Origin of the sequence: Rhodococcus sp. 06-1460-1B, from assembly GCF_002258475.1 — a bacterium.
Lineage (GTDB): Bacteria > Actinomycetota > Actinomycetes > Mycobacteriales > Mycobacteriaceae > Rhodococcoides > Rhodococcoides fascians.
On record NZ_NOYS01000018.1, the window covers coordinates 418,573 to 439,949 of the forward strand.

Genomic DNA, 21,377 nt, shown 5'->3' on the forward strand with positions numbered 1-21,377 from the left:
CGGACCTCCGTATCGCCACGTCGCTTCTGCAGACGGCCGATCCGATCGGACCCACCCGTCCCAGAATTCACTGTGACATCACCTTATTGGTAGCGGGCACCCGTGTCGGACACTTCGGCCACTCGACTTGCCGCGCCTTACGACTGCAATGATCCGACCGCCGCCACGAACACTTCGGCACCGTCGGAGTCCGCGGTGACGGTGACGGATCGGTCGGCAGCGGGAATCCACGCCGAACTACCTTGGGGCACGGTGAGCCCCGCGTGTGTGTCACCGGTCGTTGCCAGCACCGAACCGCTGGTGCACAACAGAATTCGCGGACCGGTTCCAGGGATCTCGACGGTCTCCCCCGAACCGACCGCCGTCCGGCTGAGGACGAATTCCGGGGCCGGCGTCGGGTATCGGTAGGTGGGCCGATCGTTCTCACCCGGCGTGATCGGAGAGATGTCGGCGGGCTCGAAGTCCAGCACGCGCAACAACTCCGGCACGTCGACGTGCTTGGGCGTCAACCCTCCACGCAGAACGTTGTCGGAGTTGGCCATGATCTCCACACCGGTTCCGCGCAGGTACGCATGGAGATTGCCCGCATCCAGGTACAGGCCCTGGCCGGGAGTCAGGGTGACCCGATTGAGCAGTAAGGCCGCCAGTACTCCGGCATCACCGGGATACGACTCCCCCAGCTCGAGCAACGTCCGTGCCTCGGCGGCGAATCGACCGCCGTCGGCGCGGGCAGGCCCCGACAGATAATCGATGCAGCCCTGGGCGACCGCAGGCAACAGGTCGTCGAGGGACTGCCCGGGCAACGTGATCCACGAGGTGAACACCGTCCGGAGGCCCGACGCGTCGGGCTGAGCGGCGAGCAACGTGCGATACCCCCCGAGGGACGGCACGGCCAACGCATCGAGAAACTCGACTGTCTCGGCAGGTTGCCGAAACCCTGCCAGTGCTTCGAATTCGGTGAGTGCCACGATCAGCTCGGGCTTGTGATTGGCGTCCCGGTAATTGCGCACCGGGGAATCGATCGCAACACCTGCGGCGTTCTCACGCGCGAAGCCCTCACGCGCCTGCGCGCTGCTCGGATGTGCCTGCAACGACAGAGGTTCTTCTGCGGCAAGCAATTTCAGCAAGTACGGCAGCCGCGACGAGAAGTCCTCTGCAGAGCCGCCCAACTGTGTTTCCGGATCCCCGTCGATGAGGGTGAGCAACGGAGTGCTGCCACCCTCGTGAACCACGTGCGCAGAATCGGCCGGGTGTGCACCCAGCCAGATCTCCGCCTCGGGATGATCGGACGGTACCGGCCTGCCCTGGATACGAGCCAGAGCAGTGCGCGAACCCCAAGCGTAGGACCGGACTGCGCCTCGCAGGAGTTGCACTAGCTACCGCCCATCAACGACAAGTACGCGGCAGTGGTGTCCAACCGCGTTGCCAACACCGACATCGTGTCGAGCATCGAGAGTGTAACCGGATCGGGCGACGCCGCGCGGGTCTCGAAACCCGAACTCACGAACTCCCCGCCGGACGTCGCCTCACCGGACTCGGTCAGTACCAGTTCGGAATTCGGAACACCGGCAATGCGTCGTTCGGTCAGCGCGCGATCGGATTCGGACGCCAGGACGAATACCCGCATCGGCTGTTCGGGAGCCGGTCCGTCGAGCTCCTCGTCGTGGAAGATCGAGTCGAAGGTGCCGACCGGCCCCGATGACTCGACCATGGACGCACGGATGGACGCAGCGATGACATCGCCGAGCTCACCCGCAGCCACGATCAGACCGGCCACCCGCAGCAACACCTCGCTACCGTGCCGCGCCACCTCGACGGCAGCCGGCCCGGCACCGCTCAGCACCACACGTTTGCCGCTGAACCCACTGGCAAGCGCTTTGGCCGGGTTGTGGAACACCTCGTTGGACGGGCTGTTGCGCACAGCCTCGGCATCGAGCAGATCTGCGAGCCGAGAAAGGTTGGGCAGCAGCGCCTTCCATGAACCACCGGCAACCGCGCCGAGGACGGCCACGAACGCCGCAAGGTAGCGCATCAGCGCATTGTGGTCACGCACCGCTATGCGCGGCGGCAACCACATGACCCTGGCACCGCGCACGGCACGTAAGGGACCCTCTTCCGGTGCCACGACGACGACCTCCGCGCCGCGCCGCGCTGCCGCGTCGACCGATTCGGCCAAGCGCGGATCGCCTGCATCGTCGCCGGCCACCACGACGACATCCAGTGGCCCGATCCACGGCGGAGTTCCGGTACTACGAACCAGGGGAACGCCCAAATGGTTTCCGAGAGCAGCGACAAGCAGAGACGCCGCACGGCTGCTGCGGCCGTCGCCGGTCACGATCACCACGCTGCGAGGTCGCAGGTCGGCCAGGCGCGCCAGCACCGACTCTTCGACCGCAGTGGCGACGGCGCGTACTTGAGCACCCGCGAGCGCGGCGCTGCGGAGCGCGCCCTCCCGATCGGCGGCCACGATCGCGCCGGCGTCGTCGAGATCGACCAGAGACGTCACTGCCCTCATGACCTCGGCACCTTCCCTTACGTCACCGACTCGAAATGCCTGCATACCCACTTGTGAACTCTAGGTAACCACTATTCCAGTCCGGAGCGAACGATGCTTAATATCTCGGTCGACAACGCGTCGACCTCGGTGCGGGTGCGCGCCTCGACATTGAGTCTCAACAGAGGCTCGGTGTTGGACGCACGCAAGTTGAACCATGCACCACCCTCGAGGTCGACGGTCACGCCGTCGAGACGGTCGATTCCGGTGGTCCGATCGGCGAACGCGTCGAGCACGGCCTGGGTGCGCTCGGCTGCGTCGTCGACCGTCGAATTGATCTCACCCGACGCGCTGTACGTCTCGTACGAGGCCATCATCTCCGAGAGCGGTCGATCCTGGGCACCGAGGGCAGCGAGAACGTGCAGCGCGGCGAGCATGCCGGAATCGGCACCCCAGAAATCGCGGAAGTAGTAGTGCGCGGAATGTTCTCCGCCGAAGATCGCACCGGTATCGGCCATCTGCTGCTTGATGAAGGAGTGCCCCACTCGGGTGCGGACAGGCTTGCCGCCGAGCTCGGTGACCAGCTCCGGCACCGCACGCGAGGTGATGAGATTGTGAATGATCGACGCACCGGGCTCCTTGGCCAGCTCGCGTTCTGCCACCAAGCAGGTCACGGCCGACGGCGAGACCGGATCGCCCTTCTCGTCGACGACGAAGCACCGGTCGGCGTCTCCGTCGAACGCGAGCCCGATGTCGGCACCGGTCTCGACGACGAAGCGCTGCAGATCCACCAGGTTCGCCGGATCCAGTGGGTTGGCCTCGTGATTGGGGAAGCTGCCGTCGAGTTCGAAGAACAACGGTTCGATCGTCACCGGGAGCGGAGCGAACACCGCGGGGACCGTGTGCCCGCCCATGCCGTTACCCGCGTCGACGGCGATCTTCATGGATCCGATGCCGGAAAGATCGACCAGGTCGCGAACGAACCCGGCGTAGTCGGTCAACACGTCTCGCGACGTTGCCGTACCGGCCGGGCCGTCGAAGTCCGGCACGCCGTCGATCAGTTCCGACTTGATCGTGGCCAGCCCGGTGTCCTGCCCCACCGGCTTGGCACCGGCGCGGCAGAGCTTGATTCCGTTGTACTTCGCCGGATTGTGGCTTGCGGTGAACATGGCACCGGGGCATTCGAGCAGGCCCGACGCGAAGTAGAGCTGATCGGTCGAGGCGAGACCGATGTGCACGACGTCGAGCCCCTGCGCGGTGACGCCGTCCGCGAAAGCGCGGGACAGGCCCGGCGAGGAGTCGCGCATGTCGTGTCCGACGACGACAGTCCGCGCCGCGCCCTCCTCGTCGCGTACCAACCGGGCGAACGATGCACCCACGTCTCGGACGAACGCCTCGTCGATCTGCTCACCTACGACGCCACGGACGTCGTAGGCCTTGATGACGGCGTTGACGGACTCTGCGGTTCGGGCCACGAAGATTCTCCTGATTGTCGGTCGTCCGGCGTCGGACATCCAGCGTTGGGTACGGGGCGATCAACACCGAAGCTCGGCAGACCGGCTTGTCCGTTTCGGTACTGGTGCAAACCTTGCCAGACGCCCGGTGGGCGGGCCAGTCGACCCGTCGTTCATTCGGGTCGACGCAGCGCCTCGCCCCGCCGCGGCGTTCTGCGCAGGGGGTCTAGGACGTGGGATCGGGTAGAACTCTGAGGTGTCCGCGTCGGCCGGTTCGGACGGCAGGCGTGGCCCGTCGCTCGGTGTCCTGGTGGCGAGCCGGCGACCGGTCACCGCTGTCTCGATCCTCGGAGCGCGTCCGGTCTCCCCGACCGGCTTCGCGTACGGCCTCGGCCAGCGCGGTCAGATCGTCCTCGTCGGGGGTCGATGTCGAGTAACCACCCTCGTACCGCACGAGCTCCCAGCCCTTGGGTGCCGTGGTCGTCGAGGCATGGACCTCGCACAGGTCCCAGGAGTGCGGCTCGTCCACGGTGGCCAGCGGACCGACGACCGCAGTGGAGTCGGAGTAGACATATGTGAGCGTCGCAACGGCAGAACGGTTGCAACCAGGCCTGCAGCAGCCACGCAGTGATCTCACGAGTGCAGAGTATCCGGTACGTGCAACCGACCGAACGACCGACACACCGGACAGCCGCGATAACCTGCCCCCATGCCTCAGTTCTTTTCCGCGCGCAGGATCACGTCGCGGTCCGTTGCGCGGCACGGCCGCGGCATCCGCGGACCGGTGCTGCCCGAGGACCTACCTGCCCGGCGATCACGTGCAGAGAAGTTCGACCGGCTGGTACTCGACGCGTTCGCGCGCATCGACCACCGGTGGCACGACAAGCTCTCGAAGCTCGACATCGCCGTCGACGACGTGCCCAAGATCAGGGCGTTGGACCCGGAATCGGTCACCTGGCCGCCCGAGGTGGTCGCAGAAGGACCGGTACCCCTGTCGCGACTGGTCCCCGCAGGGATCGACAAGCGCGGAGAGACGACACGCGCCCGTGTGGTGCTGTTCCGGCGTCCGCTCGAGCGGCGCGCCAAGCACCCGGAAGATTTGGAGGACCTACTGTTCGAGGTCCTGGTCGAGCAGGTAGCGACGTATTTGGGGATCGATCCCGACGAGGTGGACCCCGCCAGCGCCGAGCCGTGATGCAGCGTCGGCTCGTGGGTGGATCCCCCTGAGAGCGCTCGGCTCAGCCGATCCCGCGCTTGAGCCGACGACGCTCACGCTCGGACAGTCCGCCCCAGATTCCGAATCGCTCGTCGTTGGCGAGAGCGTACTCGAGGCATTCGTCCTTGACCTCGCAGCCGAGGCAGATTCGCTTCGCTTCGCGGGTGGAGCCGCCCTTTTCGGGAAAGAAGGCTTCGGGATCGGTCTGAGCGCACAGGGCGCGCTCCTGCCACTGATCCTCGATCTCCTCGAACATCTCGTCGAAACCCGCCACGAGACTGAGGAACGGCTTCGCGGGTGGAACCGATTCGGCCACGAACGGCATCGAATCGGCGTCGTTGTCCGAGTCGTCGTTATCGATGTCGTCGACATCCGGGCTGTCGACATCGGGGCTGTCGATGTCCTGATCGATTTGCACGGCGTCACTCGAGAGTTCACCGTCGACTGCATCGTTCGACGGGGTCACGTACGCAGAACCGGCGTCGACGGAGACGCTCGAATCCACGCCGGAATCGGACTCGGTTTGCGGCGCGTCGTCGACAGCGCTGAGGTGTGCAGTGGGTCCGCCCCGCTGATCACGTGTCACGTGCTGGTCATACATCGCTTCCGCCTCCTCACCTGTGGTAGCGCAGATACTTTCGGTCCTCGTAATCTCGAATACCTTGCCCCGCGCCGGTATTCGATCGAGCTGGTACGTCCGAGCCGGCTCTCCACCCGTCCAACTCTCGACCTCTACTCCACGTCCACTCAGGGACGAACAGGAAGGGAACGAGTGTTCGAAACCAGGTTCGCTGCAGTCGAACACGTGCCGCGAACGCTGAATGACATACCTGTGATTAGACACGTACAGGTGTGTCGCGGTCAAGCCGATCGCACAAATCCAATACCATCCCATGCCCGAAATCGGCTGTCTCCCCGAATCGGAGCGCGTCCCGTGCGTGTCGCGGCGGTTCTCGGGCTCGGATCCCGGCCCCGCGGACGGTCCGGGTGGGCGCTCACCCGGGCGGGCGGCAACCGCACTAGGCTCGCATGTTGTGAAAGTTACTGTTCTGGTCGGTGGCGTCGGTGGCGCACGGTTCCTCCAGGGGCTCAAATCCCTGTTCGGCGACTCCCTTCTCGGCGACGAACCCGAGAACGAGATCACGGCGGTGGTCAACGTCGGCGACGACGTCTGGATGCACGGCCTTCGCATCTGCCCGGATCTCGACACGTGCATGTACACCCTCGGAAACGGAATCGACACCGAGCGAGGCTGGGGCCGGGTCGCGGAGACATGGAACGCCCGCGACGAGTTGGCCGCCTACGGAGCAGATCCCGACTGGTTCGGCCTCGGCGACAGGGACATCGCCACGCACTTGATCCGCAGTCGCATGCTGCGCACCGGATTTCCGCTGTCGGCCGTCACCGAGGCACTGTGCAACCGATGGCAGCCCGGGGTCCGATTGCTGCCGGTCACCGACGACCGCTCGGAAACACACGTCGTGGTCACCGACCCCGACGACCCCAGCGGCGAGCAGCAACGTGCAATCCACTTCCAGGAGTGGTGGGTTCGCTACCGCGCGCAGATTCCCACGCACAGTTTCGCTCATATCGGTGCCGAACAGGCCACTGCCGCACCGGGAGTCGCCGAAGCGATCGCCGAGGCCGACGCGGTGATCCTGGCCCCGTCCAACCCGGTGGTCAGTGTCGGCGCAATTCTTGCCGTACCCGGCATCCGCGGCGCACTGCGCACCACCGCCGCCAAGGTCGTCGGCCTGTCCCCGGTGGTGGACGGTAAACCGTTGCGCGGCATGGCAGACGAGTGCCTCTCGGTCATCGGCGTCGAGACGACGGCCGAGGCCGTCGGCCGCCTCTACGGAAGCCGAAGCGGCACCGGCATTCTCGACGCCTGGCTGGTGCACAGCACCGACTCGGCGGTGGTCGACGGAGTCGACGTGCAGTCGATTCCGTTGCTGATGACCGACCCGGAGACCACAGCGGTGATGGCCCGCACCGCCCTGCGCGCAGCCGGACTCGAACTGTGACCGCCCCACGCGACGTGGCATCTATGCCGGAGGCTCCCGGTGACCACGCACCGGGCGGATCGATCGAAATCCTGCCGGTCACGGGACTTCCCGAGTTTCGTCCGGGCGACGATCTCGCCGCAGCGATCGTCGACCGAGCGCCCTGGCTGCGCGACGGAGACGTCCTCGTGGTCACCAGCAAGATCGTCTCCAAGGTCGAGGGACGTCTGGTGCCCGCACCGCAGGACCCCGAGGAGCGGGACGCAGCCCGCCGGGTCCTCGTCGATCAGGAGGCCGTTCGCGTCGTCGCCCGAAAAGGCCGGACACTCATCACCGAGAACCGCCTCGGCATCGTGCAAGCCGCGTCGGGTATCGACGGGTCCAACGTCGACGGCAGCGAACTGGCGCTGCTCCCGGAGAATCCCGACGCCAGCGCGGCGGCTCTTCGGCGAGCACTGCACGAGTCGGCCGGAGTCACCGTGGCTGTCGTGATCACCGACACGATGGGCCGGGCCTGGCGCATCGGTCAGACCGATGCCGCGATCGGGTCTGCCGGCCTGGCGGTCGTCCATCGATACGCCGGGGCAGAAGACGGCCAGGGCAACGAACTGATCGTCACCGAAGTCGCGATCGCCGACGAGCTCGCTGCGGCAGGCGATCTCGTGAAGGGCAAGCTGGGTGGCGTTCCGATAGCCGTCGTCCGCGGCCTGTCACCGGTCGACGACGGCTCCACCGCCGCCACCCTGCTGCGCGGCGGCGAGGACGACCTGTTCTGGCTGGGAACCGCCGAGGCACTCGAACGTGGTCGACGCGAGGCCCTGCTCCGCCGGCGGTCGGTTCGATCGTTCTCCCCGGATGCAGTCGACCCGGACTCGATTCGTGACGCCGTCGCGGACGCCCTCACCGCCCCCGCCCCGCACCACACCCACCCCGTCAGATTCGTCTGGATCAGAACGCCCGCGGTGCGTCGACGACTGCTCGAGACCATGCGCGAGCAGTGGCGAGCCGATCTGGCCGGCGACGGGCTGACCGAGGACCGCATCGCCGCGAGGCTGAGCCGCGGTGACATTCTGTTCGATGCGCCGGAAATCGTGATTCCGTTCTGTGTGCCGGACGGGGCGCACACCTATCCCGACGAGAGGCGTCGCGCAGCGGAGGACACCATGTTCACCGTGGCGGTCGGTGCCGCCGTTCAGGGTTTGCTCGTCGCCCTGGCCGTTCGCGATCTCGGGAGCTGCTGGATCGGTTCGACGATCTTCGCCGCCGATACCGTCCGCGCCGAGCTCGGCTTGCGTGCGGACTGGAAAGCATTGGGGGCCATCGCAATCGGGCACCCCAGCGAACCGCTGACGGTGCGAGATCCGGCCGCGCCCGGGTCTTCGCTGGTGGAGCTCTGACCGACGATGTCCGCTTCCTCACTGTGGCAGTCCGCGGCCGAGACACTCGACCGATGGGCACCGACCGACTCCAGGGACGAATCCCTTCGGCACACCGTGATCGCCTTTCTGCACAGCAATCCCGACGCGTGTCTTCGTGCCAACGAGGCCGGCCACATCACGGCGTCGTCGCTGGTACTCGACGCGTCGGGACGGCACGTTCTGTTGACCCTGCATCCCCGGGTGGGCCGGTGGATTCAGCTGGGCGGTCACTGCGAACCCGAGGACGAGACGGTCGTCGCCGCGGCGCTGCGCGAGGCGACCGAAGAATCCGGAATTACCGATCTGTCGATCGATCCCGAGTTGCTCTCGGCGCACACTCACCCGATCACGTGCTCGCTGGGTAAGCCGACCCGGCACCTGGACCTGCGGTTCCTGGTGCGCGCCCCGGACGGCGCGCGCGCCGTGCGCAGCGAGGAATCGACGGACCTGCGTTGGTGGCCGGTGGACGAACTACCCGACTCGGCCGAGCGCGAGACCATCGACCATCTCGTCGCGCTCGCCGCGCATCGCTGATCGGCCCGGCTCGGCCCCGCTCAGCCCCTCGGGACGACGATCAGACGTCGGTGGAGAAGCGCACTCCCCCGTCGGGCAGCTTCACTCCGGGCCATACCCGTGCCCCACGCAGCAACTCGCACCGAGCTCCGATATCGGCACCGTCACCGATGACGGCGTCACGCACGAGTGCCCGCGGTCCGATGCGGGCTCCGAAGCCCAGGATGGACCGTTCGACCACGGCCCCCGCTTCGACGATCGCACCGTCGAACACCACCGCGCCGTCGAGACGAGCGCCTGCGCCGATCTCGGCACCACGTCCGACGACGGTTCCACCGATCAGCAGTGCGCCCGGCGCGACACCCGCTCCGGGGTGAACCAGGGACTCACCGCGATCTCCGTGCAGTGCGGGCGACGGCGCAATCCCACGAACGAGGTCGGCCGATCCCTTGACGAAATCCTCCGGCGTACCCATGTCGCGCCAGTACGCACTGTCGACGTGCCCGTAGACCTTCTTGTTCTCGGCGAGCAAGGCGGGGAACACCTCTCGCTCCACCGACACCGGCCGGTCGGCTGCGATGGACTCGATGATCTCACGCTTGAACACGTAGCAACCGGCGTTGATCTGGTCGGTCGGCGGATCCTGGGTCTTCTCCAGAAACGCGGTGACTCGGCCGTTCTCGTCGGTCGGGACACAACCGAACGCTCGGGGATCGCCGACCCGAACGAGATGCAACGTCACGTCCGCGTCGGTCGTGCGGTGCGTATCGAGCACTGCCGTCAGATCGGTACCACCCAACACGTCACCGTTGAACACCATGACGTTGTCCGCCCGCAGTCGCGGCAACACGTTTCTGATTCCGCCGCCGGTGCCCATGGGCTCGGTCTCGAACACGTACTCGAGTTCGATGCCCAACGCCGACCCGTCGCCGAAATGTTGCTCGAACACTTCGGCTTTGAACGACGTTCCGAGAACCACGTGTTCGATGCCCGCAGCCTTGATCCTGGCCAGCAGGTGTGTGAGAAACGGGAGTCCTGCAGTCGGGAGCATCGGCTTCGGTGCCGACAGAGTCAACGGGCGCAGTCGAGTTCCCTTGCCGCCGACCAAGATCACTGCATCCGTCCGTGCGGCGACCGATGGGGAACTATCCGACATGTCCAGCCTCTGTTCTCTCGTCCGACGGTCGTTCTTCACGAGCTCGGGCCCGAAGCGCCGAAGTCACAACGACCTTCGAGCGAAGACCGAGACCCGCGCGCAGCGCCCATCGTAGTGGAGCCTGCCACACCCGGTCGTGTCTGTCGGCCTGGAATCGGTAGGCGCTGGTGTGGTGTGCGGGCAGCATCACTTCCGGATGCCGTCCTGCCGCATGGCCTTTCGAGTGCGTGACCTCGACCTCGGGTACGTAGACGTTCTGCCAACCCGCCCTACCGAGCCGGTCGCCGAGGTCCACGTCCTCCATGTACATGAAGTAGCGCGAATCGAACCCGTCGATGGAGTCGAACGCCGCGCGGCGAAGCAACAGGCATGATCCCGACAGCCATCCCACCGGCCGCTCGGACACCGTCTCGTTCTCCTGGCGGTATCGCCGAGTCCACGGATTGGCCGGCCAGAGCTTGCCCAGAATTGCGTGGCCGGCCCCGGACGTCAGATCGGGCACCGATCGCGCGGACGGGTATCGCGACCCGTCCGGCTCACGAATGAGTGGGCCCAGCGAACCTGCGCGCGGCCATCGCGCCGCGGCGTCGAGCAATCCGTCAAGGGACCCGGGGTGCCACCTGACATCCGGATTGGCGACCACGACGAATTCGACCTCGGGGTCGACCGCGGCGATCGCCCGATTGACGGCAGCGCCGTAGCCGATGTTGGCGCCGGTACGCAGCAATTCTGCTTCCGCGAACGCCGCCTCGGCAGCTTCCGGAGTGCCGTCGACCGACCCGTTGTCGGCCATGATGACTCGCACGGGCCGAGTCGTGGCCTCGCGAAGAGACGTCAGAAATTGCTCGAGGTATTCGCCGGGGGAATAGGTCACCGTCACCACGGCCAGGTCGGAACTCACGCGGGCAAGACTAGCCCGAGGCGAGCATCGATCCCGCATCACGACCGAGCAAGAGCCGCCGTCAGAGCCTCGGACCAGGGGCGGGGCGCACCGAGCCCGGCTGCGGACCACGCATTCGGTGACAGCACCGAGTATGCGGGCCGAGGTGCCGGGACGACGTACTCTGCGCTCGAACACGGTCGCACCCGGTCGGGGTCGGCACCAATTCCCGAGAACACTGCCCGGGCGAGGTCGTACCAGCTCGCCTGCCCGGCGTTGGTGAAGTGAAGGGTCCGGCCGGTCACCGTCGCGTTGGCTTCGATCTCGAGCAGACCGGCGGCCAGGTCGAGGGCGAAGGTGGGCGATCCGATCTGGTCGTCGACCACCGAGACGGTCTCCCGCTCGCCTTCGAGTCTTCGCATCGTGGTGACGAAGTTCTTGCCGGTGTTGTCGTAGACCCATGCGGTGCGCACGATGACGGCCTCGGGAAGTTCCTCACGTACCGCCGTTTCCCCGGCCAACTTGGTGCGTCCGTACACGGACTTCGGCGCGGTCGCCGCGTCGACGTCGTACGGCTCGGTCGCTGTGCCGTCGAACACATAGTCGGTGGAAATGTGAATCAGTCGGGCACCGACACGCCCGCACGCCCGCGCGAGATTTCGAGGACCGTCGGCATTGACGGCCATCGCCCTGGACTCGTCGGTTTCGGCGGCATCGACGGCGGTGTACGCGGCGCAGTTGACGACGGTCGCACCCGCAGTCACCACGGCGTCGACGGCATCGGGGTCGGTGATGTCCAGGTCGGCGGACGAATAGCCGTGCACCTCGACGTCGGAATAACGCTCGGCGGCGAGCGAGACCACCCTTCGGCCCAACTGGCCGTGTGCACCGGTCACCACGATCGCATTCACGGTTGCCAAGTGTGGCACGCCGCGGTCGGTTCGGCGAGAGCGCGGCCGATCGCCAGTAACCTTCGAGTCGGGGGGAGTGAACGTCTGTCGGTAGGTGTCCATGCCTGCCGGAAACGAGGAAAGGGTCGAAGGTGCCACGAGATTCAGGCACGCACGGAGGTGAGCGCACGCCCCCACCACACCGGCGCACCTCGCGGCGAGCCGACGGCGACGGCCTGCGCGGCGAGCGACGCGACCGTGACACCGACCCTCGTGCATCCCGCGGGCGCGACTCCCAGGATCGACCTGTACGTCCCTCCGCAGACGGCGAACCGGGCGTGCATCGCCGAGGCGGCGCGGCCGGCGACGAACGACGAACCACGGCCGGCCGCACACGACGACCGCAGCGCGGGCCCCGAGGCGACGAACGACGCCCGGACGCAGGCGAGGCACCCCGCCGACCGGGCGCAGGCGGTCGCTGGCCGGCAACCCACGTTGCGGTGGCCGTGTTGTCGGTACTCGTCCTGCTGGTGACCGGCTTCGCATGGCACAGCGTGGACAGTCTGCGGTCGAACATCGCCACTGCGGGCGGCCTCGGTCTGGGCGGCGCAGCGGACGGTGCCGTCGACATCCTGATGGTCGGCACCGACAGCCGCACCGACGCCCACGGCAACGCGCTCTCACCGGAAGAACTGGCCTCGCTCAACGCAGGCGAGGAAGTTGCGTCGAACACGGACACGATCGTGTTGATCCGTGTCCCGAACGACGGCTCGTCGGCCACTGCCATCTCCATCCCGCGCGACTCGTACGTCGAGGTGCCCGGGATCGGAATGTCCAAGATCAACGCCGCGTACGGAGCGACCAAGGAGAACAAACGGCTCGAACTGGTCGAGCAGGGAGTCTCCGATGCCGACGCCGAACCGCAGGCCACCGAGGCCGGACGCGAAGCGCTGATCGATTCCGTCGCCAACCTGACCGGTATCACGGTCGATCACTACGCAGAGGTCGGCCTGCTCGGTTTCGTTCTGCTGACCGACGCCGTCGGCGGAGTAGCGGTATGCCTGAACAATCCGGTGCAGGAGCCGCTGTCGGGTGCGAACTTCGCCGCCGGTGAGCAGAACCTGTCCGGTTCGCAGGCGCTGAGTTTCGTCCGGCAACGACACGATCTGCCCCGCGGTGACCTGGACCGGATCGTGCGCCAGCAAGTCTTCATGGCCTCCCTCGTACGCAGTGTGCTCAGCGCCAAGACGTTGAGCAATCCGAGCAAGCTCGGTCAGCTCAGTACCGCGGTGCAGCGGTCGGTCACCCTCGATTCGGACTGGGACATCCTGCAGTTCGCCACTCGCCTGCAGGATCTCGCCGGTGGCAAGGTCAAGTTCGAGACCATTCCCGCGGTCGACATCAATGCGACGACCGACTACGGCGAATCCATCGTGCAGGTCGACCCGGAAGCAGTGAAGAAATACGTCGCCGGACTACTCGAGGACGGGAACTCCGCCGAGACCAACGCCGAGAATTCGGATGCCCCGACCGTCGATCCGTCGACGGTGACGGTGGACGTCGCGAACGACAGCGGTATCGAAGGCTTGGCCAACGGTGTGGCCGGATCGTTGACGGCGCTCGGGTACGTCGGTGGCACCATCGGCAACTACGAGGGCTCGTCCATCTCCACGAGCCGCATCCAGACCGCCGACGTGGACAGCGACGCCGCTCGCGCCGTGTCGGCCGCACTCGGTGGCCTGCAGATCACCGCCGACGACACCATGCCGGCCGATGCCGTACGGGTCGTGCTCGCCGATGACTACGCCGGCCCCGGCTCGGGTCAGGCCGCGACGGCCGAAACCGTGGCACCCGAAGCGGGTACAGCAGTCCCCGAGGAACCTGCGGCACCGATCGACGCGGGTTCCACCGGCCCCATGTGCGTGAACTGACAGTACGAACGCAGCGCGGAAATCGGGGCGGGTCGGCGTCGACTAGGGTCGTGGTGTGGCTTCGAACCTGACTCAAACCCTGCTCGAGCCGATCCTGGCGGCAGACCCGGCCGGTCCCCGCATCACGTACTACGACGATGCCACCGGCGAGCGGGTCGAGGTGTCCGCCGTGACACTGGCCAACTGGGCGGCCAAGACTGCCAACCTGCTCCGTGACGAGTTCGCACTCGATCAGGGCGCGCGCGTGTGCGTGCTGTTGCCGGCGCACTGGCAGACCGCTGCCGTACTTCTGGGAATCTGGTGGACCGGCGGCGAGGTGGTGCTCGGTGCAGACGACTGCGCGGATCTCGCGCTGGTGCACGGCGACCGCCTCGAGGACGCGCCCGACGTCGACGAAGTTCTGGCGCTCTCGCTCGATGCCTTCGGCAAGGCAGTCCCCGATCTGCCCCTCGGGATGACCGACTACGCCACCTCGGTTCGCGTACACGGTGACCAATTCAGGGCAACCGGATCCGGGGCCGCGGCATTGGACGGCCGCTCGGTGGACGACGTCCTCGCCGCAGCGAGAGAACGCGCCGAGGCCCGTTCTCTCTCGGCCGCGGATCGAGTGTTGTCCAGTGCATCCTGGACCAACGCCGACGAGTTGATCGACGGACTGCTCTCGGTGCTCGCGGCCGGAGCGTCGTTGGTACAGGTGGCCAACTCCGACGAGAGTAAGAAGGAACGACGCATCGACACCGAAAAGGTCACGACGACCCTCGACTGACTTGTCTCCTCATCCGGTCGGGCGGTAGCCGCCGTCCGCGAGTCCCGCTTCGATCTCGAACCGATTGGCGCTGCCGCGGTGACGCGCTTCCTCGACGAGGTAGCGGAACGGAAAGGTCAGCCCGAACCTCGCCCACTGGTCGGCGTGAATCGCCTCGTGCCGCAGCACCCGACGGGCGGTGTTGTTCGCCGTCAGGTAGGCCCCACCGAAAGTGGTTCCGCCGCGGCCGAATCCGCCGCGCAGGCCGGAACACACGAAGATCGAGAACTCGTCGTCGAAACGCGCCGTTCCGCCCCACAGCTGCGCGTAGCGCAGTGCCAGCCGGGTCACCGACACCGACTGCCACTTGCCGCGGCCGGCTCGTCGAATCTGCTCGCGCCGCGACGCCGCGGCACTCATCCCAGCAGCGTGGTTCGCAGTGCCGCGTCCTTGTCCAGCACCATGGCCTCGAGAGAGGCCTGGAAGGCCGACATCCGCTGCTGCAGAACAGGATCGGACGCTCCCAGGATCCGAACGGCGAGCAGCCCCGCGTTGCGGGCACCGCCGATGGACACCGTGGCCACGGGAACGCCGGCGGGCATCTGCACTATCGAGAGCAGCGAATCCATACCGTCGAGGTACTTCAGCGGTACCGGCACCCCGATGACCGGCAATGGCGTCGCCGACGCCACCATGCCGGGCAGGTGCGCCGCTCCCCCGGCACCGGCGATGATCACCTTGATGCCACGACCGGCGGCCTCGCGGGCATAGTCGAGCATCCGCTGCGGGGTTCGGTGGGCCGAGACGACACCGACCTCGAACCGAATACCGAACTCGGCCAAGGCTTCTGCAGCGGCCTCCATCGTCGGCCAGTCGGAATCGCTGCCCATGATCAGGCCTACGACGGCGGTACCGGATTCGTCAGTCATGATGCGGGTCCCATCCGTCGGTCCATTCGGCGTGCGACATCCAATGCGCTGCACGTTCGGCTCGTTCACGTACGGCCGCCACGTAGGCCGGGTCGCCGAGCGATCCGGACCTCGCGCCCAGAATGTTCACGTGGCCGATCTTGCGGTCTTTCCGCTCGGTTTTGCCATACAGGTGCACCTTGGCGTCGGGCATGCGGGCGAACAGGTGATGCAGGCGTTCGTCCATCGTCATCTCCGGCGCTTCGGGTGCACCCAGGATGTTCGCCATCACCGTCAACGGTGCCAGTGGATCGGTGTCACCCAGCGGGTAGTCGAGCACTGCACGCAGATGCTGCTCGAACTGCGAGGTGCGGCAGCCGTCCATGGTCCAGTGACCGGAGTTGTGCGGCCGCATGGCCAGCTCGTTCACCAGAAGCTTGCCCGAGGTGGTCTCGAACAGCTCGACCGCGAGGTCTCCGACGACGCCGAGGGCGCCCGCGATATCGAGCGCCAGCCGACCGGCGTACGTGGCGACGTCCTCGTCCAGGTCGGGAGCCGGGGCCAGAACCACCGCGCATTGTCCGTGTCGTTGCACGGTCTGTACGACGGGCCACGCAGCACCCTGACCGAACGGCGATCGCGCGACCATCGCCGACAACTCGCGGCGCATGGCGACCTTCTCCTCGACCATGAGCGACACACCGAGGTCGAGCTGGGCAGTGACGATCTCTTCGGCTTCCTCGGCGTCGGCGGGCATCCAGACACCGCGGCCGTCGTAGCCGCCCCGGACCGCCTTGAGGACGACCGGCCACCCGTGTTCGTCACCGAACGCAATGGCGTCCTGCGCCCACGACACCTCCGCGTACGCCGGTCCGGGTGCCCCCAGCTCTTCGAGCTTTCGACGCATGCGCAGTTTGTCCTGCGCGAAGATCAGCGCGCTCGGTGGCGGCTGGACGTTGACGCCCTCGGCGACCAGGGTCTCGAGGTGCTCGGTCGGCACGTGCTCGTGGTCGAAGGTCAGGGCGTTGGATCCGGTCGCGGCCGTGCGCAGCGCATCGAGGTCGTCGTGCAGCCCGAACACGACGTCGGGGCTCACCTGAGCCGCCGGCTCGTCTGCGCCCGCGGCGAGCACGCGCAGCGTTTGGCCGAGTTCGATGGCCGACTGATGGGTCATGCGGGCCAGCTGACCTCCGCCGATCATCGTCACGACGGGCATTCCGGTCGACGACGGGCGCGCAGCGGTGGGGCGCGGTTCGGTACCTGTCACGGCTCACCATGGTGTCATGTCCTGCCGGTTCGGGCCGAACCGGCAGTCGCACGGCGGTCGTCGTTGTCGCGAAGAACGTGGAAACACTGTCGTCAAGACTGTGGAAACGCTGATGAACAGAGCGTCGGTTCGCCGGATCGGGCGTTCGTTTCGTAGACTTCACCGTTGTGCCGACGATCGACAGCGTGCTTCAGCGCTTACCCAAGCCCATCAGGGACCTTGCGATCCGGCACAGCGAGTTGATCAAGTTCGCCATCGTGGGCGGTACGACGATGGTGTTCGACCTCGTCATCTTCTACTCGCTGAGCCTGACGGTGCTCGAGCAGAAGCCGGTGATCGCGAAGATCATCTCGGGCGTACTCGCCACCCTGCTCAGCTATTTCCTCAACCGTGAGTGGGCCTTCAAGCACCGCGGCGGGCGCGAACGCCACCACGAAGCGCTTCTCTTCTTCGCCATCAGCGGCATTGGAGTGCTCATCGCCGCCGGGCCGCTGTGGATCGCGAACAACATCTTCGACATCCGCGACACCAACGAGTCGCTGACGATGGTGGTCGTCATCGACTTCGTGCTGAACTACATCATCGGCAACCTGCTCCAGATGGCGTTCCGCTTCTGGGCGCTGCGTCGCTTCGCTTTTCCCGAGGACAACGCGCGCACCATCCTGGAAGTGGACGCCGAGCGCAACGGGGATCCGACCGACGCATCGAACGCGCTCGACTGACCCCCAGTTCGGTCAGCGTGGTTCGCGCCGCGAGAGCGCGGGCGACGATTCGCGCCGAGCGGGCAGGAACACCGAGAACAGTGCCGGCCGTCTGCGCTGTAGTTCCAACCGTCCGCCGTCGGCCTCGATCAGGGCCCGGGCCAGCGCGAGACCGACTCCGGTCGAACCGGCTCCGGAGAATCCGCGGTCGAAGATGTGGGGTGCCAGTTCGTTGCTCACCCCTGGACCCTCGTCGGACACCTCGACACAGACCAGTTTCTCTCGCCGCCGGTCGGTCCCCTCGGCGGCGGACACGGCGCGCACTGCAACCGTGCAGGCACCGTCGCCGTGCACCAGAGAGTTGTCGACCAGTACCGACACGGCCTCGCGCAGACGCGAGCCGGTCACCGACGCCTGGAGGTCGGCGTCGCCCTTGAGCACCAGACTCCGACCTGCATCGTCGAAATTTCGCTGCCATTCGACCACCGTGCCGGTCAGTTCCTCGATGACCGATACCTCGTGCGCATCGGCGGCGCCGTCGCTGCGGGAGGAGCGGACGAGTTCGTCGATGGCCAGGGTCAACCGATCGACCTGATCCATCGCCTCGTTCGCCTCGTCGACCACCGCGGGGTCCGGATGGGTGGAGATCTCGTCCAACCGCAGTCGAACGGCGGTCAGGCGGCTACGAAGTTGATGCGAGACGTCGGCAACCAACGTGTGTTCGCGCTGCAGCCGCCCGGCGATCTCGACGGTGGCCGAGTCGAGAACCTCCGACACCCGGTCCAGCTCGGCAATGCCGTGCCGACGCGGGTCCGGCCGAAAGTCGCCCTCGGCCAGTCGGGCCGCCCGCCGCGCGACGTCCTGCAACGGATCGGCAAGTCGCTTGGCGGTGAGCACAGCCACCACGGTTCCTGCCAGCGCGGACGCCAAGACCACCAGAGTCACCGCGCCGAGAGCCTGCCGCTGCAGTGAACGCATGTCGTCGGACGGTACTTCGAGTCGCAGTGATCCCGAGGTCCCCATCGACAACGATTCGACGAGTGGCCGGGGGACGGATGCCTGGCCGATGTCGGCACGGGACGCGGCATCCTCCGGCGTCGGATAGATGACGACGAGGCGGCCACCCTGCGGAATCGCCAGACGCAGCGAACCGATGTCGAGTTGACCCTCGATCAGGCCGGCCGACCCCTCTTGCGAGATGATCTCCGCGGCCATTCGGTCGAGGCGCGCCTGCAGATCGTTTCGAGTGAAGTCCTCGACCCACAGCCAGGCCGTGTACATCAGCGGCAGCCCGAGCAGCAGGGCCGTCATGATGACGACAGCGAGAATGGAGACCAGGATTCGACGCCGCATCGACGACTAGTCGCTGTTGATGCGGAATCCGACACCGCGAACGGTCGCGATGCGACGCTCCGCCACCGGTCCTTCGTCGCCGATCTTGCGGCGCAACCAGGACATGTGCATGTCGAGTGTCTTGGATCCGCGCAACTCCGCGTCGCCCCACACCTCGCGCAGGATCACCTCCCGCGAGACCACCTGACCGGCGTGATCGAGCAGCACCTTGAGCAACTCGTATTCCTTGTTGGCCAGCGAGATCTCGGTACCTCCGACGAGCACCCGTCGGGCGGCCGGTTCGAGGCGAATGGCACCGACCTCGATCGGAGCGTCCTCGCCGGCACCGCGTCGACGCAGGAGCGCTCGAACCCGAGCCATCAGCTCGGCGAGCCGGAACGGCTTGCCCACATAGTCGTCGGCACCGGCGTCGAGGCCGACGACGAAGTCGACCTCGTCCGTGCGCGCGGTGAGCATCAACACGGCCACCTCGGACCGGTTGGCGCGGACCTGACGGCACACTTCGAGGCCGTCCATTCCGGGCAGCCCCAGGTCCAGGATCAGCAAGTCGAACTTGCCGTCGAGAGCACGCTGTAGCGTGGCCGGCCCGGTCTGTTCGACGGTCACGGTGTAGCCCTCGCGCCCGAGGGCACGGGAGAGGGGTGCGGCGATAGCTTCGTCGTCTTCGGCAAGCAGAACATCGGTCACGTCGGCAACCCTACGGTTCGAATGTGAGAACAGCCTGTGTTACCTGCGTTTCCCCGCGCGCCAACCGGGCTTGGACTCGGCCGGTCTATCGTCGGCCATCGGCTCGAATGCTCGGTCCCGATCGTGAACGGACTCGCGACGAAAGTCCATGGAGTCGAATACTTGCTGGTAGAGCAACGAATGGACGCGTTGCACCTGCGGAATGTCGTCGAACTCGAGTGGGTCGTCCGACGCCGACGCGATGATCAGGGTGCCGGTACCGAGCATCCTGTCCAGCAGCCCGTGTCGAAATTGCACGTTGCTGATGCGGCTCATGGGGATGTCGATTCCGGAATGCGTGAGCACACCCTGCCGAACGAGGACCCGACGATCGGTGACGATGAAGTGAGTGCACTTCCAGCTCACGAGCGGAACCAGGCATCGCCACCCGACGATCGCTGCCCACACCACCAGCGCGGCGATCGTGGCCACATCGGCGGCCGTGGATTCGAGTCGGGCACCTGCGACACCGAGGGCGACGCCGGCGAGACCCGTGGCGAGCACGAACGTGATCGACGGCAGGATCAACATCTTCCAATGCGGGTGACGGTGAAGCAGTAGCTCTTCCTCGTCGGCCAACGCATCCTGTGGGTAACCCACGTGCACTCCTGACTATTCGCGCCGGATCTGCCCGGGTGAAGATGGTCTCACGAGACAGGTCGGAGATGAGTGACGTCGCCGGCGGCCACCGCGAGAACCGAGGGCGATGCGGAGCCGGCACGTTCGACCTCGATCACAATCCGGCCGTGTTCGTCCACATCGACAGCGGTTCCCACTTCGTGCTCGCCGCCGGGGAGGTCGACACGCACTCGCTGTCCGATGGTGCCGCACCGATCTCTGTATCGGTGCGCCAGCGCCTCGGTATCCCAGTGCGCATCCCGCCACGAATCCACCTCGGCGGCCACCCCGCGCAGGATCGCACGCACCAGGGTGTCTCGATCGAGCACCGCGGCCTGTTCGAGCGCGAGTGACGTCGCCGTGGGCACCGGGAGCTCGGCCTCGGTCATCGAGACGTTCACTCCCAGGCCGATGACCACGGTCGGACTCGGTCCGTGGGCGGCTACTTCGGCCAGAATGCCCGAGACCTTCCTACCGCCGATCAGAACGTCGTTCGGCCACTTCAACCGCGCATCGACCTCGGCCACGGTACGCAGCGCATCGACCAGAGCCACGCCGGTCATCAGCGGCAGCCAACCCAGCACCGCCGGGTCGATCCCCGGGAACTTCAGCAGCATCGACAGCAATATCTGCGATCGCGGAGCACCGGAGAACGGACGCGAATGCCTGCCCCGCCCACTCCCCTGATGTTCGGCGATCAAGGCCGTCCGGTCCGCCCGATCTGCCGCCGCAGCGACGAGGTCGGCATTGGTCGAACCGGTCTCGGTCACCACGTCCACCCGAGACCACGAGGCCTGCGGTCCGTCCACCAAGGCTCGACGGAGTGCACGGACGTCGAGCGGTGGGCGATCCAGATTGGTCCACATGACCACCAGCATATGGGTTCGGCACGAACCGACGTCGGCTCGTGAACCACCCTCGGTCGGGGCGCAGATCACACTCGCAGTTAAAGTGTTGCCCCATGACCAGCGTCCAGGATTCCACTGCACCCGGGTCGGCAGATGCACCCGATATCCATACCACTGCGGGTAAATTGGCCGATCTTCGTAAACGTCTGGGGGCTGCGGAGATGCCGTCGGGTGAGGCGGCGGTGGAGCGGGTCCA

At 66.6% G+C, this 21,377-nt stretch carries 22 protein-coding genes; 7 read left to right on the forward strand and 15 right to left on the reverse strand.

The genetic code is table 11. From position 1 onward, the window contains the following. Positions 1 to 137: 137 nt before the first annotated feature. From manA to CH268_RS08045, 4 genes are all read right to left on the reverse strand, one after another. Complete coding sequence (manA, locus tag CH268_RS08030; RefSeq protein WP_094663164.1) at positions 138 to 1,373, reverse strand: mannose-6-phosphate isomerase, class I; 1,236 nt, start codon at positions 1,371 to 1,373, stop codon at positions 138 to 140. Then, the gene (locus tag CH268_RS08035) at positions 1,373 to 2,515 is read right to left on the reverse strand and encodes a tobH protein (RefSeq protein WP_094663166.1); all 1,143 of its coding nucleotides are present in this window, start codon (positions 2,513 to 2,515) and stop codon (positions 1,373 to 1,375) included. The genes manA and CH268_RS08035 overlap by 1 nt, the downstream gene beginning before the upstream one ends. Positions 2,516 to 2,586: 71 nt before the next feature. Then, entirely contained in the window at positions 2,587 to 3,969 is a 1,383-nt protein-coding gene (locus CH268_RS08040; protein WP_052053378.1) for a phosphomannomutase/phosphoglucomutase, read from the reverse strand. Positions 3,970 to 4,174: 205 nt separating this feature from the next. Continuing rightward, entirely contained in the window at positions 4,175 to 4,585 is a 411-nt protein-coding gene (locus CH268_RS08045; protein WP_174557261.1) for a DUF3499 domain-containing protein, read from the reverse strand. Between the two features lie 72 nt (positions 4,586 to 4,657). On the opposite strand from CH268_RS08045, the gene CH268_RS08050 reads away from it, so the two are divergent. Beyond that, complete coding sequence (locus CH268_RS08050; protein WP_094663168.1) at positions 4,658 to 5,143, forward strand: metallopeptidase family protein; 486 nt, start codon at positions 4,658 to 4,660, stop codon at positions 5,141 to 5,143. A 43-nt stretch (positions 5,144 to 5,186) separates the two neighbouring features. Here CH268_RS08050 and CH268_RS08055 read toward each other — a convergent pair whose 3' ends face one another. Beyond that, a complete protein-coding gene (locus tag CH268_RS08055; RefSeq protein ID WP_027496498.1) occupies positions 5,187 to 5,420 on the reverse strand; it encodes a WhiB family transcriptional regulator in 234 nt (77 codons plus the stop codon). Positions 5,421 to 6,198: 778 nt separating this feature from the next. On the opposite strand from CH268_RS08055, the gene cofD reads away from it, so the two are divergent. The 3 genes from cofD to CH268_RS08070 are packed head-to-tail and all read left to right on the forward strand — an operon-like array spanning position 6,199 to position 9,119. Then, entirely contained in the window at positions 6,199 to 7,188 is a 990-nt protein-coding gene (cofD, locus tag CH268_RS08060; RefSeq protein WP_032366289.1) for a 2-phospho-L-lactate transferase, read from the forward strand. A gap of 23 nt (positions 7,189 to 7,211) precedes the next feature. Continuing rightward, complete coding sequence (locus CH268_RS08065; RefSeq protein ID WP_032408195.1) at positions 7,212 to 8,564, forward strand: coenzyme F420-0:L-glutamate ligase; 1,353 nt, start codon at positions 7,212 to 7,214, stop codon at positions 8,562 to 8,564. A gap of 6 nt (positions 8,565 to 8,570) precedes the next feature. Further along, the gene (locus tag CH268_RS08070) at positions 8,571 to 9,119 is read left to right on the forward strand and encodes an NUDIX hydrolase (protein WP_094622376.1); all 549 of its coding nucleotides are present in this window, start codon (positions 8,571 to 8,573) and stop codon (positions 9,117 to 9,119) included. Positions 9,120 to 9,159: 40 nt separating this feature from the next. Here the strand turns inward: CH268_RS08070 and CH268_RS08075 are convergent, their stop codons facing one another. From CH268_RS08075 to rfbD, 3 genes are read right to left on the reverse strand one after another with little or no spacing between them, the layout of a single operon-like run. Beyond that, the gene (locus CH268_RS08075) at positions 9,160 to 10,254 is read right to left on the reverse strand and encodes a sugar phosphate nucleotidyltransferase (protein ID WP_027496494.1); all 1,095 of its coding nucleotides are present in this window, start codon (positions 10,252 to 10,254) and stop codon (positions 9,160 to 9,162) included. Beyond that, positions 10,244 to 11,155, reverse strand: a complete 912-nt coding sequence (locus CH268_RS08080) for a glycosyltransferase family 2 protein (RefSeq protein ID WP_094663170.1) — start codon at positions 11,153 to 11,155, stop codon at positions 10,244 to 10,246. Before CH268_RS08080 ends, CH268_RS08075 begins: the two co-directional genes overlap by 11 nt. A 38-nt stretch (positions 11,156 to 11,193) precedes the next feature. Then, positions 11,194 to 12,045, reverse strand: coding sequence for a dTDP-4-dehydrorhamnose reductase (gene rfbD, locus CH268_RS08085; protein WP_094663250.1), 852 nt, complete (start codon positions 12,043 to 12,045; stop codon positions 11,194 to 11,196). Positions 12,046 to 12,524: 479 nt separating this feature from the next. On the opposite strand from rfbD, the gene CH268_RS08095 reads away from it, so the two are divergent. Together CH268_RS08095 and CH268_RS08100 are read left to right on the forward strand one after the other, a co-directional pair. Then, positions 12,525 to 13,955 carry an LCP family protein gene (locus tag CH268_RS08095; RefSeq protein ID WP_094663252.1) on the forward strand — a complete coding sequence of 477 codons (1,431 nt, stop codon included), beginning with the start codon at positions 12,525 to 12,527 and terminating at the stop codon, positions 13,953 to 13,955. Between the two features lie 55 nt (positions 13,956 to 14,010). Beyond that, the gene (locus tag CH268_RS08100; RefSeq protein WP_094663172.1) at positions 14,011 to 14,721 is read left to right on the forward strand and encodes a TIGR03089 family protein; all 711 of its coding nucleotides are present in this window, start codon (positions 14,011 to 14,013) and stop codon (positions 14,719 to 14,721) included. A gap of 9 nt (positions 14,722 to 14,730) precedes the next feature. Here CH268_RS08100 and CH268_RS08105 read toward each other — a convergent pair whose 3' ends face one another. Genes CH268_RS08105 through CH268_RS08115 form a run of 3 tightly spaced genes read right to left on the reverse strand, consistent with a single transcriptional unit; the run spans position 14,731 to position 16,875 of the window. Continuing rightward, positions 14,731 to 15,120 carry a hypothetical protein gene (locus tag CH268_RS08105; RefSeq protein ID WP_032372702.1) on the reverse strand — a complete coding sequence of 130 codons (390 nt, stop codon included), beginning with the start codon at positions 15,118 to 15,120 and terminating at the stop codon, positions 14,731 to 14,733. Continuing rightward, entirely contained in the window at positions 15,117 to 15,629 is a 513-nt protein-coding gene (purE, locus tag CH268_RS08110) for a 5-(carboxyamino)imidazole ribonucleotide mutase (protein WP_027496487.1), read from the reverse strand. Before purE ends, CH268_RS08105 begins: the two co-directional genes overlap by 4 nt. Next, on the reverse strand, positions 15,622 to 16,875 hold the full coding sequence (locus CH268_RS08115) for a 5-(carboxyamino)imidazole ribonucleotide synthase (protein ID WP_094663174.1): 1,254 nt from the start codon (positions 16,873 to 16,875) through the stop codon (positions 15,622 to 15,624). The genes purE and CH268_RS08115 overlap by 8 nt, the downstream gene beginning before the upstream one ends. 167 nt (positions 16,876 to 17,042) lie before the next feature. Here CH268_RS08115 and CH268_RS08120 point away from each other — a divergent pair, with 167 nt between their 5' ends. Continuing rightward, positions 17,043 to 17,597, forward strand: a complete 555-nt coding sequence (locus tag CH268_RS08120; RefSeq protein WP_032366285.1) for a GtrA family protein — start codon at positions 17,043 to 17,045, stop codon at positions 17,595 to 17,597. Between the two features lie 12 nt (positions 17,598 to 17,609). Here the strand turns inward: CH268_RS08120 and CH268_RS08125 are convergent, their stop codons facing one another. Genes CH268_RS08125 through CH268_RS08140 form a run of 4 tightly spaced genes read right to left on the reverse strand, consistent with a single transcriptional unit; the run spans position 17,610 to position 21,139 of the window. Then, entirely contained in the window at positions 17,610 to 18,929 is a 1,320-nt protein-coding gene (locus CH268_RS08125) for a sensor histidine kinase (RefSeq protein WP_027496485.1), read from the reverse strand. 6 nt (positions 18,930 to 18,935) lie between these two features. Beyond that, positions 18,936 to 19,616, reverse strand: coding sequence for a response regulator transcription factor (locus CH268_RS08130; RefSeq protein ID WP_094663176.1), 681 nt, complete (start codon positions 19,614 to 19,616; stop codon positions 18,936 to 18,938). A 39-nt stretch (positions 19,617 to 19,655) separates the two neighbouring features. Further along, on the reverse strand, positions 19,656 to 20,255 hold the full coding sequence (locus tag CH268_RS08135; protein ID WP_094663178.1) for a PH domain-containing protein: 600 nt from the start codon (positions 20,253 to 20,255) through the stop codon (positions 19,656 to 19,658). A 47-nt stretch (positions 20,256 to 20,302) separates the two neighbouring features. Further along, positions 20,303 to 21,139 carry a biotin--[acetyl-CoA-carboxylase] ligase gene (locus CH268_RS08140; protein ID WP_032372888.1) on the reverse strand — a complete coding sequence of 279 codons (837 nt, stop codon included), beginning with the start codon at positions 21,137 to 21,139 and terminating at the stop codon, positions 20,303 to 20,305. Between the last annotated feature and the right edge of the window lie 238 nt (positions 21,140 to 21,377).

Excerpts from the sequence above, each read along its gene's own strand:
- CH268_RS08035 (WP_094663166.1), bottom strand. The coding sequence starts at position 2,515 with ATGAGGGCAGTGACGTCTCTGGTCGATCTCGACGACGCCGGCGCGATC.
- CH268_RS08050 (WP_094663168.1), top strand. The coding sequence starts at position 4,658 with ATGCCTCAGTTCTTTTCCGCGCGCAGGATCACGTCGCGGTCCGTTGCG.
- CH268_RS08055 (WP_027496498.1), bottom strand. The coding sequence starts at position 5,420 with ATGTTCGAGGAGATCGAGGATCAGTGGCAGGAGCGCGCCCTGTGCGCT.
- CH268_RS08065 (WP_032408195.1), top strand. The coding sequence starts at position 7,212 with ATGCCGGAGGCTCCCGGTGACCACGCACCGGGCGGATCGATCGAAATC.
- CH268_RS08070 (WP_094622376.1), top strand. The coding sequence starts at position 8,571 with ATGTCCGCTTCCTCACTGTGGCAGTCCGCGGCCGAGACACTCGACCGA.
- CH268_RS08075 (WP_027496494.1), bottom strand. The coding sequence starts at position 10,254 with ATGTCGGATAGTTCCCCATCGGTCGCCGCACGGACGGATGCAGTGATC.
- CH268_RS08105 (WP_032372702.1), bottom strand. The coding sequence starts at position 15,120 with ATGAGTGCCGCGGCGTCGCGGCGCGAGCAGATTCGACGAGCCGGCCGC.
- purE (WP_027496487.1), bottom strand. The coding sequence starts at position 15,629 with ATGACTGACGAATCCGGTACCGCCGTCGTAGGCCTGATCATGGGCAGC.
- CH268_RS08125 (WP_027496485.1), bottom strand. The coding sequence starts at position 18,929 with ATGCGGCGTCGAATCCTGGTCTCCATTCTCGCTGTCGTCATCATGACG.
- CH268_RS08140 (WP_032372888.1), bottom strand. The coding sequence starts at position 21,139 with ATGTGGACCAATCTGGATCGCCCACCGCTCGACGTCCGTGCACTCCGT.